The sequence below is a fragment of the Pseudomonas brassicacearum genome (assembly GCF_003732175.1).
GTDB lineage: Bacteria > Pseudomonadota > Gammaproteobacteria > Pseudomonadales > Pseudomonadaceae > Aquipseudomonas > Aquipseudomonas brassicacearum_G.
Genome location: NZ_MOBI01000033.1, coordinates 72,452 through 88,936, shown reverse-complemented (window position 1 = coordinate 88,936; position 16,485 = coordinate 72,452). Strand labels below are relative to the sequence as shown.

General features: G+C 56.9%; 15 protein-coding genes. All 15 read left to right on the top strand.

Going from position 1 to position 16,485, the window contains the following annotated elements; translation table 11 throughout:
• The first annotated feature begins 684 nt into the window (after positions 1–684).
• The 15 genes from BK658_RS30895 to BK658_RS27685 all read left to right on the top strand — a co-directional run bounded on the left by BK658_RS30895 (position 685) and on the right by BK658_RS27685 (position 16,455).
• The gene (locus BK658_RS30895) at positions 685–1,572 is read left to right on the top strand and encodes a tyrosine-type recombinase/integrase (protein WP_404943205.1); all 888 of its coding nucleotides are present in this window, start codon (positions 685–687) and stop codon (positions 1,570–1,572) included.
• Between the two features lie 245 nt (positions 1,573–1,817).
• Positions 1,818–2,129, top strand: coding sequence for a hypothetical protein (locus BK658_RS30890; RefSeq protein WP_404943204.1), 312 nt, complete (start codon positions 1,818–1,820; stop codon positions 2,127–2,129).
• An 828-nt stretch (positions 2,130–2,957) separates the two neighbouring features.
• Positions 2,958–4,445: a methionine--tRNA ligase gene (locus tag BK658_RS27745; RefSeq protein WP_123585091.1), complete on the top strand. Its 1,488-nt coding sequence runs from the start codon at positions 2,958–2,960 to the stop codon at positions 4,443–4,445.
• Positions 4,442–4,930, top strand: a complete 489-nt coding sequence (locus BK658_RS27740; protein WP_123585090.1) for a hypothetical protein — start codon at positions 4,442–4,444, stop codon at positions 4,928–4,930. Before BK658_RS27745 ends, BK658_RS27740 begins: the two co-directional genes overlap by 4 nt.
• A gap of 2 nt (positions 4,931–4,932) precedes the next feature.
• The gene (locus tag BK658_RS27735; RefSeq protein WP_123585089.1) at positions 4,933–5,400 is read left to right on the top strand and encodes a GNAT family N-acetyltransferase; all 468 of its coding nucleotides are present in this window, start codon (positions 4,933–4,935) and stop codon (positions 5,398–5,400) included.
• A 241-nt stretch (positions 5,401–5,641) separates the two neighbouring features.
• Positions 5,642–7,279 carry an amino acid adenylation domain-containing protein gene (locus BK658_RS27730; protein WP_123585088.1) on the top strand — a complete coding sequence of 546 codons (1,638 nt, stop codon included), beginning with the start codon at positions 5,642–5,644 and terminating at the stop codon, positions 7,277–7,279.
• Positions 7,280–7,512: 233 nt separating this feature from the next.
• Positions 7,513–7,896, top strand: coding sequence for a cupin domain-containing protein (locus tag BK658_RS27725; protein WP_123585087.1), 384 nt, complete (start codon positions 7,513–7,515; stop codon positions 7,894–7,896).
• A gap of 28 nt (positions 7,897–7,924) precedes the next feature.
• Positions 7,925–8,986 (top strand): NAD(P)/FAD-dependent oxidoreductase, encoded by a 1,062-nt coding sequence (locus tag BK658_RS27720; RefSeq protein WP_185019914.1) that lies wholly within the window; start codon positions 7,925–7,927, stop codon positions 8,984–8,986.
• Positions 8,983–9,900: a type 1 periplasmic-binding domain-containing protein gene (locus BK658_RS27715; protein WP_123585085.1), complete on the top strand. Its 918-nt coding sequence runs from the start codon at positions 8,983–8,985 to the stop codon at positions 9,898–9,900. Before BK658_RS27720 ends, BK658_RS27715 begins: the two co-directional genes overlap by 4 nt.
• The gene (locus BK658_RS27710) at positions 9,897–10,820 is read left to right on the top strand and encodes an alpha/beta hydrolase fold domain-containing protein (RefSeq protein WP_221178625.1); all 924 of its coding nucleotides are present in this window, start codon (positions 9,897–9,899) and stop codon (positions 10,818–10,820) included. The genes BK658_RS27715 and BK658_RS27710 overlap by 4 nt, the downstream gene beginning before the upstream one ends.
• A 1-nt stretch (position 10,821) precedes the next feature.
• A complete protein-coding gene (locus BK658_RS27705) occupies positions 10,822–11,187 on the top strand; it encodes a nuclear transport factor 2 family protein (RefSeq protein WP_185019913.1) in 366 nt (121 codons plus the stop codon).
• A 33-nt stretch (positions 11,188–11,220) separates the two neighbouring features.
• On the top strand, positions 11,221–12,615 hold the full coding sequence (locus BK658_RS27700; protein ID WP_259740157.1) for a SidA/IucD/PvdA family monooxygenase: 1,395 nt from the start codon (positions 11,221–11,223) through the stop codon (positions 12,613–12,615).
• Positions 12,612–13,934, top strand: coding sequence for a diaminobutyrate--2-oxoglutarate transaminase (gene ectB / locus BK658_RS27695; protein WP_123585082.1), 1,323 nt, complete (start codon positions 12,612–12,614; stop codon positions 13,932–13,934). Before BK658_RS27700 ends, ectB begins: the two co-directional genes overlap by 4 nt.
• 179 nt (positions 13,935–14,113) lie before the next feature.
• On the top strand, positions 14,114–15,766 hold the full coding sequence (locus tag BK658_RS27690; protein WP_221178624.1) for an AMP-binding protein: 1,653 nt from the start codon (positions 14,114–14,116) through the stop codon (positions 15,764–15,766).
• A complete protein-coding gene (locus BK658_RS27685) occupies positions 15,757–16,455 on the top strand; it encodes a rhodanese-like domain-containing protein (protein WP_123585081.1) in 699 nt (232 codons plus the stop codon). The genes BK658_RS27690 and BK658_RS27685 overlap by 10 nt, the downstream gene beginning before the upstream one ends.
• The last annotated feature ends 30 nt before the right edge of the window (positions 16,456–16,485 follow it).

Here is a 16,485-nt window from a genome sequence, read left to right as displayed (position 1 = left end):
AGTGGCATCAATTTAACGGGGAGTTGGTGTCCGGTTTTGAAGGGGCAAGTCCACTCTCCAAACGCTGAATAGCCACGTGTTTCGTAGGCAGAGTTGAATGTCGGCTTCTGGCCGAATCTGTCGAAAAGTAGCCTCCGGCAAAATCTCATCATCGACCGGCAGGAGAGCACAGAGCATGATGAGGCAGTTATTAAGTGGGCAGGAGCGGCTGTTTTCCTCATCAACCTTGAAGACCAAATCCCGAGAGATCATCTTTTGCGTAGGATTGATCGGCGTCTTGATCTAGGTGACTGGTGCCATTATTTCGCCGATTTCTATAGCCTGATTGGACGCTCCCCCCAATTGATCCTGGGTTGGTGATCCGCATGCAGATCGTGCGCTACTGCTATGGCATCCGCTCCGGGCGACCGAGTTGCGGTTCTTTTTTGTACTGAGGCTAACTGATTTCCAGCAAACCCATGGGGAACCAGGAAGAGCACTCGCGGCGAATGCGGACATTCGAAAACTGAATGCGCAAAAGGGGCCTCGAGAGCGTTTCGGTCTGGGGGATGGCGGGAGCTACGAATGCCTCTGAAGTGATTTGTAAAACATGGGACCTTTCCAGCCTCGCTGAATGTGTACATTATCCAGTACATCGAAAGCGCTGGCGGTAGAAAAACCTCAACGCTTTCAAGGAGAAAGAGTGTGGATTCCAGTCTCGTTTCCCGCTCCAAATACAGAAAAACGCCACTCAATGAGTGGCGTTTTTTTTGCGCGTTATTTTATTGGTACGTCCGTTCGCAACGTAAAAAACCTCGTAAAAATTGCAGCCTCAAGGATATGGATGGCTTGCACCTATTCGTCAGCTCGAAGGGTGCCAAGAGCTGGCATTTTCGTTTCAACTGGCTGGGTAAGCCGGTTCGCATCTCCTTAGGAATGTATCCGGAAATAAGCCTTAAAGACGCTAGGCTGGCACGCGATCAAGCGCGAGCCTTGGTCGCCAAGGGAACTGACCCTCGCGCGGCTCGAAGAGAGGATCGTTTTACCGCTTTGGCGGCTGATGAGAACTCCTTTACAGCAGTCTTCCTCGCATGGCGAACCTTCAAGGCAGTCACACTGAAGCTGGGACGCCAAACCTTGCTTTCTCAGATTGATCGCATCTTTGCCAAAGACGTTTTGCCTTTGCTGGGCCCTCTACCCATCGCCGAGATTTCTCGTCAGCACTTGATCGAGTTGCTACGCAGAATTGAGAGTCGTCAGGCGTTCACTACGGCAGAGAAATGCCGGACCTGGTTCAACCAATTGTTCCGCTATGCGATGGTTGAAAAAGGGCTGATGACCAACCCCTCGGCAGACCTTGATATTGTCGCGATTCCCAAACCGCCGGTGACGAACAATCCCTATTTGCTCATGGAGGAGATACCTTTCTTCCTGCAAAAGTTACGTACCTACGGAGGCAGCACCGCAACGATTATGGGTTTACGCTTGCTGTTCCTCACGGGTGTGCGGACCGGCGAGTTGCGCTTGGCTGTACCTGAGCAGTTCGACTTGGTACGAGGAATTTGGACAATACCGGCCGTGATCGTTAAGTAACTGCAGGTACGGTTAAGAAAGGAGGGCAGTAAGATCCCGCCTTATGTGGTTCCGCTCTCGCGTCAGGCGATCGCGATCGTCTATGAGTTGTTGAAACTTAGGCGTCCAGCTCAGCGCTACTTACTCTCTCATCGCAGTGATCTATCAAAGCGGATCAGCGAGAACACCCTTAATACGGCGATCAAACGTATGGGCTACGAAAGGCAGCTCACACAGGTCACGGAATTCGCGCAACGCTCTCTACCGTGCTCAACGAGCTTGGCTACGAGGACAAATGGATTGATGCGCAGTTGTCTCATGCGGAGCCCAACAAAATACGAGCCACTTACAACCATGCCCTCTATGTCGAACAGTGTCAGCGGATGATGCAGGATTGGGCTGACCAACTTGATCGATGGGAACGTGGGGAGAAGGGTATCGTCGCGGCTCCTGCGGCGAATCTATCGGGTGAGTTGGACATGATTGCGGAATACTTGAAGAGGCTGTCTGCTGGCGGAAGTCCTCAGCTTGGTGGTGCCTTGGGGCGTGAGCGCGCGGCGTTGTCGCGGAGGCTTTAACATGGCAAATGCCTTGGACTGATTGGAGTAATCGCTGCCATCGATTAGTTGGGATGGTTGCCTCGCGGTACAGGAAGTTTGCAATTGTCCCAGCGCCGCGTTGGTGATTGATCGTGCGCTTAGTGCGCCAGTTAAAGCCGGCGGAGGATAGTCGATGAAAGTTCGATACCGGTAAGAAATGGCGAATCAACCAGACCCCGAGTCATGCATGTTGCACCGTGAGGTGCAGGGTGAAACGTTGACAGGGGAAACCGATGGGCCAGCCATGTTGGGGGATACTTCAACTATCACGCCGTGCCAGGAAACCTGTTACGTCTTGATGGTTTTCGAGTTGCGGTCTGCCGCTTATGGCGGCAAGCCCTCAAACGACGTAGCCAGAGAAACAGGCTTCAGTGGTCGCGATATGGACGCCTTGCCGACCTCTATATACCAAGGCCCAGAACCGTTCATCCTTACCCAGAGGAACGCTTCGCGTCACGTACCTGAGGCAGGAGCCGTATGCGGTAGTTCCGCACGTACGGATCTGTGCGAGGGGTGGCAGGTAACCGCCATCCCTACCGCGACTATCAGGTATAGCGGATATCTTACACACAATGATGACATTGAGCCGTTGCATCATCGGCCCGAAGTTTTTTAGATTCATATTGCTATTACAGCGCTGGATGCGCTCAGGATCACGACGCCCTTGCGAAGCTGTGTTGTAGGACGCGAGGGGCGGCTTGGTGTGTATCAAGTAAAGGCCGAAAAGATTGATCGCGATACAGAAGTACGGGCCCATGCCGGATAAGTTTGGCGACTGTTCGATTACATCAGATGAAGCGAGATAGAATGAAAAGGAAATTCATTGTCACGATCACTCCGCCCACTCCGAACGGCGACCTGCATCTCGGCCACCTATCTGGCCCCTTCCTCGCGGCCGATGTCTGCGCCAGGATGTTGAAACAGCAAGGGCATGACGTACTGCTGTTTTGCTACTCCGACGACTACCAAAGTTATATGTTGCGAAAGGCACGTCAACTTCGGCGCGATCGGTTTGCGCTCGCCAAGCTCAATAGCAAGCAGATCCAACTGTCCCTCGAAATGATCAACATCGAATGCGACCGTTTCCTGCAGACCGCCGAAAGCGAAGCATTCGCAGAAAGCGCGAATCACTACTACCAGCTAGTCAAGCAGGCCGGGCAGCTGCAAAAGAAAGCGACCAAAGTATTCTACTGCGGTTCCTGCTGCGTGTACGGCTATGAAGGCCTCGGTCGCACGCACTGCAACTGGTGCGGCGCATCTTCCGATGCAAGCCAGTGCGAGGAATGCGCGCGCGCACCGGATATCGACTGCATTGACCACATGACCTGCATGCTGTGCCAGTGTCAAATGGAGCCGCGCACGGTAGAACGCTGGATTTGGCAGCTTGGGAAGAATTTCGCGAGCCTGCGTGAGCACTATCGGCATGCCCCGATGCGCCCGGCATTGCGCACCTACCTCGATGAAATGCTGGGCGACGAAAACACAACCTGGGGCATCACACGTCCCGGCGACGCCGGACTTCAGCTCGACGATGCGGTCGAAGAGTTGCGTGGACAGCCGATCCACACTTGGTTCATGGGATTGGCAGGCTATCGGGCAACTTTGAAAGAATACCTGGAACGCCAGTCCGAGTGCGGACAATTTTCCGAATGGTGGAACAAGGATACGCAACTGGTTCACTTTCTCGGATTTGATTGCTCCTATAGTCACGCGCTCGGCTACGCAGCCTTGCAGTCTATCGATCAGGATGCGCCTAAGCCAGGCGTCTGTCTAACCAATCAGTTTCTTAAGCTGGACGGCGAAGATTTTTCGACCAGTCGCGGCCATGCGGTATGGATCAGGGAACTTGTTGCCCAGCATCCGGCCGACTCGATCCGCCTGTTCACCGCCATCTGCGCACCGGAAAATGCGACCGAAAATTTCGATCGCACCCAGTTCGAGCATTGGCGCTGCGAGGTGTATGACCGCATCGTCGATTCCTATCACCGGGATTTCTCGCAAGCTTCCGCGTGCAGCGGCAGTCTCGCCGATGGCCACGCCGCACGCATCGAAGCTACTCAGAAGAGATGGCAGGCCGCTACATCACTCGAGGAGTTCTCGATCTCGAACATGGCAATCACCGCCTTGGAAGTATTCGAAACACTCGCCTCCACCGACAACCTGTCGGTACGGCGGCGCTATTGGGCCTTGTTCGCCGACATGATAGGCCCGTTGTGCCCCGATATGACGCTCGAACTTAAGACGCTGATTCACGCACCCGTTGTGCAGCCGGAACGCAAGCTGGAGCTTGCATGAATACGATGAAGTATCTGCCGCGTCTTTCCCAGTCGTATCCGACCGTCTCGGTCAATGACCGGAAATTCAAGGTCTACGGCGTATTTTCGGACCCAAGTAAGGTCGCGTGCTTTCCCAGTCAGGAAGAATTGGTCTCCCGCATCGGCGAGATGACGGGTGCGCCGACAGACCCTGCCGACCATGGGCTCGGGTTTGCGATCGTCCATCTTGCCCTCGATGGAGACTATCTCCTGCTGAGTCAGTGGGTCGACGCGAACATGCTGCAGCACCGCGTCTACAAGTGCGTTGTCGACAATCGCAAGCTAACTAACGTCGAGTCGCTCGCGGAAACCGGAATCATCGCCTGTGTATGGGAACTTGAAATCATGAAGTTTGAACGCGATTCCTGGGTGCGCACGATGTTGAACGCCTCTCCGGATGCGGTTCGGCAGCCCACCGGCGATCCGGAAGCCTATCTGCAAAGCACCTATACGGGGTGGGTATAAGCATGGATATCGAGGTCAGATCGATACGTCAGGCGGATCTTCCCCATCTATTGCGCCTATGTCGTCGTCATGCTGAATACGAGGCGGCAATATGGTTCGAGAATAACCAGATCGAACGTTGGTCCGAGGCATTGTTCTCCACATCCCCCGACCTGTTCGGCTGGGTGGCGGAGGCCAACGGACGCGTGTGCGGTTTCATGACAGTGACGGTCGATTATGCGACGTGGAATGCCGCGCATTTTTCCCATATGGATTGTCTGTATATCGAAGATGAATACCGAGGTTACGGTATCGGCCGGCGCTTCTTCGACTGCCTTGACGCATTTTGCCGCGAGCGAAATATCGGCCACGTTCAATGGCAGACGCCGCCAGACAATCAACTCGGCATCGGTTTCTACCAGCGCATGGGCGCGACCAACAAGCCGAAGCTACGTTTCTTTCACACGGTCTCACCGAGAGAAGAAGCATGAGTATCGATCATGCGACTTTCTGGCCGACGAAATACAGGTGCAGGATTTGAACCTGCCCTAGGTTCGTTTGATCGCCATCCCCACTGTCAATCGTATGAGGTATCGGTCGCTGATCACTAGATCCATGACCTGCAGTATCCCGATGTGATGTATTTCTGTATTGCGCAATTAAAGGCTGGGGTGCTGGAAAACCCCATCCGTATCCGTCAAGTCAACGAGACAACAAGGAAGTGCTGTGCTCATGAACGTGCCTTTGCCGCCCTGGTCAATTGATCCCGCATTCGAGTCGACGAAGGCGCCCGCGCTGGGCGACCTGTTTTGCATGCCTGCGGAAAATGCCCCTGGCAAACCCGCGGTTTCCGACGGTACCGATGTTTACACCTTTTCCGAACTCGAACAGCATGCGCAGACGCTGGCGAAGTGGCTGCATGAGCATGGCGTAGCGGCAGGTTCCCGCGTCGCCGTGCTGGCGGAGAAATGCGCGCTGATGCCGATCTTGGCCTCAGCAATATGGAAGTGCGGCGCAGTCTATGTGCCGCTTGACGGCGCGCAACCCCAAGCTCGACTACGGAAGCTGATCGAACGACTGCAGCCGAGCATGGTGATCGCGCTCGTAGAACAGCAGGCGCTGGCACCGAGGGACCTGTGGCTCGACCGCGCTTATCTGAAGGAGCTGCTTGCCGGACCTGCGATGGAATTCCGCACGGTTGCACACGATGCCGACGATCCGGCCTACATCATCTTCACGTCGGGATCGACCGGCGAGCCGAAGGGGGTGGAAATCACGGCTGGAAGCTTGACGGCGTATTTCGGGAATCACAACCAGGTATTGCGGTTTACGCCGGATTCGCGCGTATTCAGCTTGTCGCCCTTCCACTTCGACGTATCCATCGAAGATACGCTCCTGCCACTGTCGCTTGGCGCATTCGTTTACCAGTTCAGGCAAATGCACGTCGGTGCGATCATGCGATCGATACTGATCCGGGAGAAGATCACGCACCTGATCGCCGTGTCGACCTTGCTCACCTTGATTACCGAAGATGGCAAGCACATCACGCCGGAAAATTTCGCGCACATGGAAATGGTCATGACCGGTGCCGAAGTCTGCGATCCGGGCGTGATTAATCTTTGGAAGTCGCGTTTGCCGAACATCCGCATCATCAATGCCTATGGCCCGACTGAAGCGACCATCGTTTGCCTGACTCATCAGATCGATGTCATCGACAACGAAAGAAAGACTGCCTACCCGATTGGCAAGCCGTTACGCAACGTCGTCCTCAAGATCATGGCGGCGGGCAAGGAGGTACGTGAGCCGGGAGAAAACGGCGAGCTGTGGATCGGCGGTGAGCAGGTGATGCGCGGTTACTTCGATCAACCGGACGAGAACGAACGTGTCCTCGTGGTGGTGGACGGCATTCGTTATTACCGGACCGGCGACATCTGCTGTTTCGATGAGCGCGGCAATGTCGTGTTCCAAGGGCGGAACGACGACGAAGTGAAAATCAACGGCCGCCGCATTCACCTTGGAGAAATCCGGCAGCTGGCATTGACTTATCCCGGCATCGAACGTGCAGCGGTGTCGGTCATTCATCGAAATAACCGCGACTGCATCGCGCTGGTCGTAATGACGGCGAGCCTGCAGATCGCCTTGGATGCAGAACGGTATCTGCATCAACAACTGCCGACTTACATGCACCCGAACCTGTTCGCGTGGTCGCCAACCCTGTCGATCAGTTCGTCTGGCAAGACTGATGAACGTGTCCTCATTACGCGCTTGAAAGATGCAGCCAAGCTATCCGGTTCGAGTCATTTCGCCCTGTCCAACCGCAGCGTATTCGAACCCATCATGCAGACGCAGCAACGCGTGAAACCAACTTGACCATTTTGTAGAAGCATCTGTCCGAGATACTGGCGCGTCTGGTGAATCTTAGTAACATCGATTCAGCAACTAAAATGAAAAGCCTTGGTTTGGGTACGATTTTACGATCAATGTACTCCTTATCCTGTCCGGCGAGCTGAACGTCGATCTAGCCGAGCCTGTCAACAAGAGTGTGCCGCCGCGGGCCGCAGAAGTTCTAACTTCACTCGCATTGATGTTTCAGGAGGAAAGTTATGTTAATTAAAAAATTGTCGGATCAAACATTGGCGCACGAATACGGTTTGGACGGTGTGCGGACGTTTCCATGGACAAACGTGAACGCGCCGTTCGGATCGGCGTATTGCATTGTGGCGCCGCATAGCTCCTCGCTCGATCACGTTAACCAACCGGCGGACGAGGACGAACTCTTTATAGGCATCGAGGGCAAGGCTGTCGTCATCATCGGCGACGACGAGTTCGAAGTCACAAAGGGCGATCAGGTCTTCATTCCGCAAGGGCTGCGTCACTTCGTGCGGAACGACAGCGACAATCCGTTTCACTTCTACACGATCTGGTGGAATGACGGCGGCGTTGAGTTGTTCTCCGCCGCACGCAAGTCCCCGGAAATCCATGACTAAAGTTACGCCTATCTGCGGAAGACACCAGATGAAGGACGTCATTATTGTAGGCGCAGGACTGATGGGCTCCGCATTGGCCCATCAGTGCGCTCGCCTAGGTCTCGATACGATGCTGATCGAAGCTGGCTCGGCAGGTGGTGCTGGTGCCACGGCGCATTCGCGCGGTATCGTGCGCGTGTACGATCCTCATCCCAAACTCATGGAGTGGGCAGTACGCGGCGTGCGTGAGTGGAGCAATTGGACATTGCCCGGCCCTTCGCCGTTCGTAGTTTGCGGTTTGTATTATTTTGTCAAGCGGGCCAACCGCGAAGCGGCGCTTGCCGCGCTTTCTGGGTACGATCATGCGGAATTTCCGATTGATGTACTTCCCGCGTCCTCACCCGCGCTACCGGATAAGCTCAGACATCTTGTCGAGGGCGACGGCATCGTGCTGCATGAACCGTGTGCCGGATATGCCGATACCCGCCTAGCAGCTCGCATGTTCGTGCAGTCGGCCAAGGAGCACGGCGCAACGGTACTGGAAGGCAGCAAGGTCTTGAGGGTGGGCTGCAACGAGGAGTCGGCACATGTGATGCTCGCGCATGCGACCTTGCAGGCGCGCCGGATCGTCTTAGCAGCCGGTGCTGCGACCTCATCGCTGGCGCAGGTGCCCGGAATGTTCTGCCGGTCGATTCCGCTCAGCAGCGTGCGTAGTCCCGTGAAGGCCGTTCCGCCGTATTGCATCATCGATGAATTGTCGGGCGGATACATACGGCCGGATGGCTCGGAATTCCTCTTTGCCGGTGGGGCGCTTCAGCATGACGCGGCGAGACACGAGCAACTGTTGTTCGATTTGCCCGGTGCCGGAGTGCGCAATGCTGAGCTTGCGCAACACTTGACCGGTACGCAAGCTATCGAGCTGCTGGATACGCGGCCCGGTTACGACGGCTATACACCTGACTTCATGCCGCACATCGGTCCGAGTCCGGATGCTGAACGGATCATTTTTGCCACCGGCTTTTCCGGCCGCGGCGCAAAGTACATTCCGGCTGTGGCGGTCGAGCTAGCACGTCAGTTGGCGGCATTGTCGGGAACGGGAGTGCTGTCATGAGCATCCGTCTCGCCATGGTGGCCTGCCTCGACGAGCGACGCTCCGTTCACACCGTCACGTTCAAGCGCGCGGTCGCATTGTTTGCGCAATTCTGGAACCAGCGCCGGAACGAAGGCGGCGAAGTGTCGATCGAACTGTTCAATGACAACGCCGATGCCGACACGGCCGCTCAAGTCGCTGCCGACATCGTCGAGTGGCGTCCGCATGCGGTCATCGGTCATTTTGCCTCGGCGGCGGCAGCAGCAGCAGCACCTATCTATGCAGCGATGGATATACCGCTGCTTCTACCGGCGGCAACGGCACGCCACCTTACGCGAAGCGCCACGACATATCGCATCTGCGACCATGATGACAACTATGTGCACGCGATCGGCCGTTTCTGCCGGCGTCATGACTTGCGGCTTGACGATATCCGGCACGACGGGACCGTTCATGGGCGAAGCGTCGCCAATGCGTTGCGCAACCAGGCACCGGTATCGGACCAAGGGCAGAGTTGCATTCTGTTCAGCGGCAGCTTCCGGCGTTCGATCGAGTTCATGGCCGAGTGTGGCAGCAACGAGCGGACCTTGCTGTTGACCGACGATGCCCTGGCGCCGGAGATCATCGCTCCGGCACAAGCTTATGGCAGCGACGTCTTCATCATCGGCCTGGTTCCCAAGCCCCAAGGCCGGGATGCCGAACAATTGCGCAAGGCTTATCAAGCGACATACGGTGCCGAACCAGGCTGCTATTTCTGGGAGACCATCGCAGCGATGCAGATCGCGGTGGAAGCACGCGGGGAAAACTTGCAAGGAAAGACGTGGAACACTGTGCTCGGTAAACTGCGTTTCGATGACGAGCGCGAATGTTCACCGGCCAATTGTGCGGCGTATCGCGTGACGTCCGCCGGCGGTTTCGAGGAGTGTGAATTTTGAATCGTTTGCACCCAGAGTTCCGGGCGCTCGCCGCAGCGCGCAAGATTATCGGCGGTGGGCGGCCTGCCATCAGCATCATGGAAGACCGTGCCAATGCGGAACGGTGGATTAGGCGCTTCGCCAGCGGCGAAATAGAGGCCGGCGCGCATATCGTCAAGGGCGAGCATGCGACGGTCATTCACCCTGTCGCCGCTGACGGCGCGGCGCAGAGGGCGAACATGCGTGTGCTCTATATCCACGGCGGCGGGATGGTCTATTACAACAGCGCCATTTTCACTCCGCTGCTGCAATTCTGGGCCAACACGCTGGGAACGCCGATCGAAGCATTCGACTATCAAAAGGCGCCGGAGCACACGCTGGAGGAATCCATCTCGGGCCTGATGCAGTGTATCGACGCCCAGTTGGACGACGACGGCCGACCGACCGTACTGGCCGGCGACAGCGTCGGTGCGCTGCTTGCCTTATACATCGCGACACGTCATCGCCCCGGCCGTTTTGCCAAGCTGTTGCTCATCTATCCGGTATTGGAACTGCAGTCGGAACATCCTTCCTACGCGGAATACGGCGAAGGATATTTTCTCGACGCGAGCGCGATGCGGCGCTTCAGGGAATTCCTGCTGCCTTACTTCCAGACGCACGGGTTCGATCCGTTCAAGCTCAGCGCAGAGGAACGTTGCGCGCTTCCGCCCTGCACCTTGGTCACCTCCGGCTGCGATGTCTTGCGCGACGAAGGGTTGTCGTGGAAGGTCGCGATGGAGAAGAGCGATGTCGCTGTCCGGCATTATCACTTCGACGACTTGCCCCATGACTTCTGCCTTTATACCGGCAAGCTCGATGTCGCGAGAACGGCAGTCAAGCGCATTCTGTCAACCCTTAATGCCACAGAGACAAACGAGGTAGAAATGAATGGGGGTGTTTGAGATGGATCTGGAAAAACATTACCGATCGATTCTGAAGGATATCGTCGACGCATTTAACAAGATGGAGTTGTCGTCGATCATGTCCTGTTTTACGGACGATGTCGTTGTCCGATACAACGAACATATCATCGCTGGCGCAGACAGCTTGCGCGCGTTTCTGCTGGAACGTTACGCCGACCTAACCGAGTACAAGCTGGAAAAGACGTTGCGAGTATTTTCGGCGGATGTGGCGGGTGTGGAGGTCGTTGCCCGTTACACCAAAAAATCGAGCGGTGAACGAATGATAGTCAGGATCCATGAATTCCTTGAATTCGAAGGCCGCAAGATAAAACGCTGGGATTACGTCGGGCATGTCGCCGTCGCATGAAAGAACAATCAATACATGGATGTAGAGAATCTTATGCAAACTTACGACATCGTTGGCATTGGCTTCGGGCCAGCAAACATCGCATTGGCGATTGCCCTTGAAGAGTATCAATTCACCGGTTCGCGGCTGTTTCTTGAGCGGCGCGCAGGTCCGAGTTGGCAGCCGGAAATGCTATTGCCTGGGTCTGATATTCAAAACCATCCTTGCCGCGACCTTGTGACGCCGCGCAACCCGCGTAGCCGATACACCTTCATGAATTTTCTGGTAGAGAACCAGCGTCTGTTCGACCACCTTAACCTGGGGCTGGAGTTTCCGCTGCGTTATGAATATGCCCAATACGTGTCGTGGGTTGCAGATTTCTTTTCCAAGGATGTGCGCTACGGCACAGCGGTCGGTTCACTCCGGTTGGATCCGTACGATCCCAATCTGTTTATCGTGACGACGGAAGCTGGCGAGTCGATTAGGGCGCGCAGCGTGGTCGTCGCGCCTGGCCGTACGCCCTTGATCCCGACCCTATTTGCCGATTGCGATCCAGCCAAGGTGTTTCACCTGACCGAATTCAACCATCGCCTGGAGGCGTTGGGGAAAATGGCTCCTCTGCAGCATATCGCCGTCATCGGCGGAAGCCAGAGTGCGGCGGAGCTCGTTCTGCATCTGCGCGACCGCTGCCCGGATGCACAGATCAGCAACGTGATGCGTGCCTACGGCTATCGTTTGAAGGACACCAGCCAATTCAGCGAGCACGTGTATTTCCCGGAGTTTGTCGACTACTACTACAACCTGTCGGGCGATGGAAAGAAGCGTATCAACCAACATCTGCATTACACCAACTACTCGGCGGTCGACAAGGATTTGATCACCAGCCTGTACGCCAGGATGTACGAAGACAGGCTGCGCCAGGCTGAACGCATCCGCATGGCCTCCTCGAGCGAAATCCTATCCTGCGACCTTCAGGACGGAACGCAGGGGCGCTTGCAGCTTGAAGTCAAGGAGGTAAATACAGGTGCCGTGGAGAAAATCGAAAACATCGATGCCATCGTGCTGGCCACCGGTTTCCGCAACTTGGGCGTCGGCGAAGGCGAGGAGAGTTGCCCGCCGATCCTGAAAGATCTGCATGAACACTTGACGGTCAACCAGAACGGCATACTGCATATCCAGCGCGATTACAGCTTGTCGGCACGCGACGGCCATGCGGTCCCGCCGCTCTACTTGAATGGGCTCTGCGAATCTTCGCACGGCTATGGCGATGCTGGCTCGTTCAGCCTGCTGGCATTGAGGGCGCGTGATATTTACGAGTCGCTGTCAGGAAAATTGGAAAATTCAGCCGTCTCGCGACGGCCGGACGCCTGCACGGCAGCCCAGAAGCAGCGACAACCAGTGTGTCATACCGATCGTGTAGCCGAATTCACAGGAGCCGAAGTGCAATGAGTACGAGCAAGGATGAGAGCGCGATTTTCGCTCAGCACGAATCGACAGTGCGGTCATACTGCCGCCGTTTCCCGATGGTGATCGAACGGGCATGCGGAAGCTATTTGTACGACACCAACGGCACTCGCTACATCGACTTTCTGAGTTGCGCCGGCTCGGTGAACTATGGCCATAATCCGCCCGAATTGAAGGCGGAGCTGCTCAAGTACCTGCTGTCGGACGGCATTCAGGCCGCACTCGATATGCACACGGTGGCCAAGCGCGAATTTATCGATGCGTTTTACCAAACCATACTCAAGCCGAGACAAATGGATTACCGGCTCCAGTTCACCGGGCCGACGGGTACCAGCGTGATCGAATCGGCCGTCAAACTGGCGCGTAAGGTGACCGGGCGCAAAAATGTTGTTGCGTTCACCAACGGCTTTCATGGCATGTCCGGAACTTCGCTCGGCCTGACCGGCAATCGCTATCATCGGCAGCAGGTCCAAGACACCCACGTGACGAGAATTCCCTACGATGGGTATCTGCCGGGCGATGTCGACAGCGTTTCCTACCTGCGTAAACTGCTTGTCGATAGCAGTTCGGGTATCGACATACCTGCAGCGGTGGTTCTAGAGACGGTCCAGGGCGAGGGGGGGATCAATGTCGCCTCGGTGCAGTGGCTACGAGACCTGCGCGCGTTGACCAGCGAGTATGGCATCCTGCTGATCATCGACGATATCCAGGCAGGTTGCGGACGCACCGGTCAATTCTTCAGTTTCGAATTCGCCGACATACAACCCGACCTGGTTTGCCTGTCGAAATCGCTCAGCGGTTTCGGATTGCCGTTTTCCCTGTTGTTGATCGCGCCGCAGCACGACAAATGGCAACCGGCCGAAGACAATGGCACGTTCCGCGGCAACAACCTCGCATTCGTGTCGGCCACGGCCGCGCTGTGGCTTTTCTGGTCGGATCAAAAGCTGCAGCGGGATATCCAGCGTCGCGAAAAAATGGTGCAAACCGTTTTGCACCGGTTGGCTGAGCAATTCCCGAACGTCATCGCAGACGTGCGCGGACGAGGCTTGTTCTACGGCATGGAATGTGTCGACCCCACCATGGCCGATAGCATCGCGCAGGAATGCCTGCGCCAGCATTTGATCATCGAACGGTGCGGCGGGGAAGACCAGGTGCTCAAGCTCATGCCGGCGCTGACCATTGATGACGCCATATTGTCAGCGGGGCTGGAGATCATCGCGAATGCCGTTGCCACCTGCGTCAAGCGGGCGGAAGCATTGATCGATGTGCAATGTCGCGAGGCCGTAGCTTTCGCGGCGACATAGCACTACCGTGAACGAGTGATAATTGGGGTTTCGACTTAGAGCCCGAATCAGCAGTTTACCCTGCTTGCGCGGCGGCGTTTCTCGAGATGCCCGAAAGTTAGATCCTTAACATTCGCATCAATATTCCAACGCGATGGATAAGCGTGAGTTGGGTTTTACTCAGGGAAGGGAATAATTGAATGGATATTGCAGTCGACACTCAATCGGTGTCCATGCCGCCATGGTCGGTTGATCCAGAAGATAGGTCCGGTGCGGCACCCGCCATCGGGGATTTGCTGGTGGCCGCAGCGCTCAAGTGGCCGGAGCGCACGGGGGTGAACGATGGCGAGAGCAGCTACACCTATGCCGAGCTGGAACGGGGTGCCAGGACGGTCGCGGACTGGCTGGCCGGTCACGGGGTAAGAGCCGGGGATCGGGTGGTGGTGCTGGCCGAGAAACGGGCGGTCATGCCGATCCTTGCCGTCGCAGTGTGGAAGTGCGGTGCCGTCTACGTCCCGCTCGATGCAACTGAGCCGGCGGCTCGGCTGCGCGCATTGGTCACCCGGCTGGAACCGGTGGCTGTGATTACCCTGGGCGCTCAGGATCCAGGGATCTCAGCTAACTGCCTCCTGAACGCAGAGCATCTGGCCTCGCTCCTGGCCGGGCCAGCGGCGGACCATGTCACCGTGGCCCACCAGCCGGACGAGGCTGCGTACATCATCTTCGCCTCCAGCTCGAGCGGGGAGCCTCAAGGCGTCGAAGTAGATGTAGCCTCTCTGTTTACTTACTTCTGCAATCACAACCAAGTGCTTCGCTTTACTTCTAAGTCCCGTGTCCTGAGCCTGTCACCGTTCAACGTTGACGTGTCGCTCGAGGACACGTTGCTGCCCTTGTCGTTGGGTGGTTACGTCTTCCAGTTCCGAAACCTGCCCGCCGGGGCCGTCATACGTGCCGTGCTCGGCCGCGAACGGATCACCCACCTGGTCGCGGTCTCGATGCTCCTTGCCATGATCACCGGGGATGGGCGGCAGCTGACCCGGGCCAAGCTCCCAGATTTGGAGACTGTGATGACGGGTGCCCAGGTTTGCGATCCAGCGGTCGTGCGAATCTGGCGGGAGCAGCTGCCGCAGACCCGGTTCCTGCACGCCTATGGCCCGCCTGAGGCCACGATTTTCAGCGTGACCAAGGAGATTGGGCAGGTGGACGACGGTCCAGAGACTGTCTGCTTGATCGGTCGTCCGCTGCCCGGCATGGCGGTAAAGATAATGAAAGACGGGGAAGAGCTGTGCCAACCCGGTGCCGAGGGTGAGCTGTGGATCGGTGGCAAGCAGGTGATGCGGGGCTACTTCGACCGGCCAGATGAGACTGCGCGCCACGTCGTCAGCCTAGCCGGAACCCGCTTCTTCCGGACCGGGGATATTTTCAGTTACACCGTGGACGGCGACCTTGTGTTCCATCGCCACGACGATGGCGAGATCGTGTGGCTAGCCGGCCGGCGTACTCACCTGAGCGAGGTCCGCCGTGCCGCTCTGGACTGTTTGGGTGTGGAGGGGGCGGTCGCCGGAGTTGTCCGGCGCGCAGGCCGGGATCTTGTCGTCCTCGTCGTCCTGTCCCAGCAGCCGCAGGTGGTAACCAAAGTAGAGGAACATCTGCGCGCCGTACTGCCCGGCTACATGCGCCCGACAGTCTTCGCCTGGTGGCCCGCCGGATCGGCTGCGTCCACCCCTCCCGTCGAAGGGCGCGATCTGATCGAGCAGGCCAAGACTGCCGTTATGCAGTCGAACGTTAACCATTTTGTATTTTTGGCAGACGGGACCGTCGAGCCATTTGAAGAGGTACAACCATGTCAGTAGCAGTCAAGGAAAGCGTTACCAAATATCTGGAGGAGGCACTTGGTAGGCCGGTGGACATCCACCAGTACTCGGACGACACCACACTCAATGCACTGGGTCTAGATTCTCTCCTGACCGTTGGTGTGCTGGTCTCGCTGCTAGAGGATAGCAGCGTTGACATAGGCGAATACGCTGACTCCTTGGTGGCCCCGAGCACTCTGGGCGACCTGTTCGACATCGCCAACCGATTCATGTCGGACGGGAAACCTACGTCGGACGGAGGGGAGATGTCGCGAGAACGGCGTAGCCAGTTGGAGTTCTACCAAGAAAAGCTGGCGTACGAGATCGACTCGGCAGATCTGGAGGCGGCCCTCGCGAGCGGCCAGGATCTGGTCGTGGTAGATGGCCGCAGCAGTGAAGCCTACGAGGTGGAGCACATCCCCGGCGCGATCAGCATCCCGCACCGGTCGATCTCCCAGAACTCGCTCACCGACCTGAGCAAGTCGCCGCTGTACGTCGCCTACTGCGATGGCATCGGCTGTAACGCCTCGACGAAGACGGCGATCAAGTTTGCGTCCGCCGGCTTCCGGGTCAAGGAACTGATCGGAGGGCTGGATTGGTGGAAGCGGGACGGCCACGCCACCGATGGCACCGCAGGCCAAGCCCATAGTTACCACGTCGACTGCGGATGCGCCGACGGACCGGCGTAGGGTTCCGAAAAAAGTTAATTTTGGCAGAAG

Bases quoted from the DNA above. Each gene is read 5' to 3' on its own strand.
- BK658_RS27705 (WP_185019913.1), top strand. From the start codon at position 10,822: ATGGATCTGGAAAAACATTACCGATCGATTCTGAAGGATATCGTCGAC.
- BK658_RS27720 (WP_185019914.1), top strand. From the start codon at position 7,925: ATGAAGGACGTCATTATTGTAGGCGCAGGACTGATGGGCTCCGCATTG.
- BK658_RS27690 (WP_221178624.1), top strand. From the start codon at position 14,114: ATGGATATTGCAGTCGACACTCAATCGGTGTCCATGCCGCCATGGTCG.
- BK658_RS27735 (WP_123585089.1), top strand. From the start codon at position 4,933: ATGGATATCGAGGTCAGATCGATACGTCAGGCGGATCTTCCCCATCTA.
- BK658_RS27745 (WP_123585091.1), top strand. From the start codon at position 2,958: ATGAAAAGGAAATTCATTGTCACGATCACTCCGCCCACTCCGAACGGC.
- BK658_RS27685 (WP_123585081.1), top strand. From the start codon at position 15,757: ATGTCAGTAGCAGTCAAGGAAAGCGTTACCAAATATCTGGAGGAGGCA.
- BK658_RS27730 (WP_123585088.1), top strand. From the start codon at position 5,642: ATGAACGTGCCTTTGCCGCCCTGGTCAATTGATCCCGCATTCGAGTCG.
- BK658_RS27725 (WP_123585087.1), top strand. From the start codon at position 7,513: ATGTTAATTAAAAAATTGTCGGATCAAACATTGGCGCACGAATACGGT.
- BK658_RS27715 (WP_123585085.1), top strand. From the start codon at position 8,983: ATGAGCATCCGTCTCGCCATGGTGGCCTGCCTCGACGAGCGACGCTCC.
- ectB (WP_123585082.1), top strand. From the start codon at position 12,612: ATGAGTACGAGCAAGGATGAGAGCGCGATTTTCGCTCAGCACGAATCG.
- BK658_RS27700 (WP_259740157.1), top strand. From the start codon at position 11,221: ATGCAAACTTACGACATCGTTGGCATTGGCTTCGGGCCAGCAAACATC.
- BK658_RS27740 (WP_123585090.1), top strand. From the start codon at position 4,442: ATGAATACGATGAAGTATCTGCCGCGTCTTTCCCAGTCGTATCCGACC.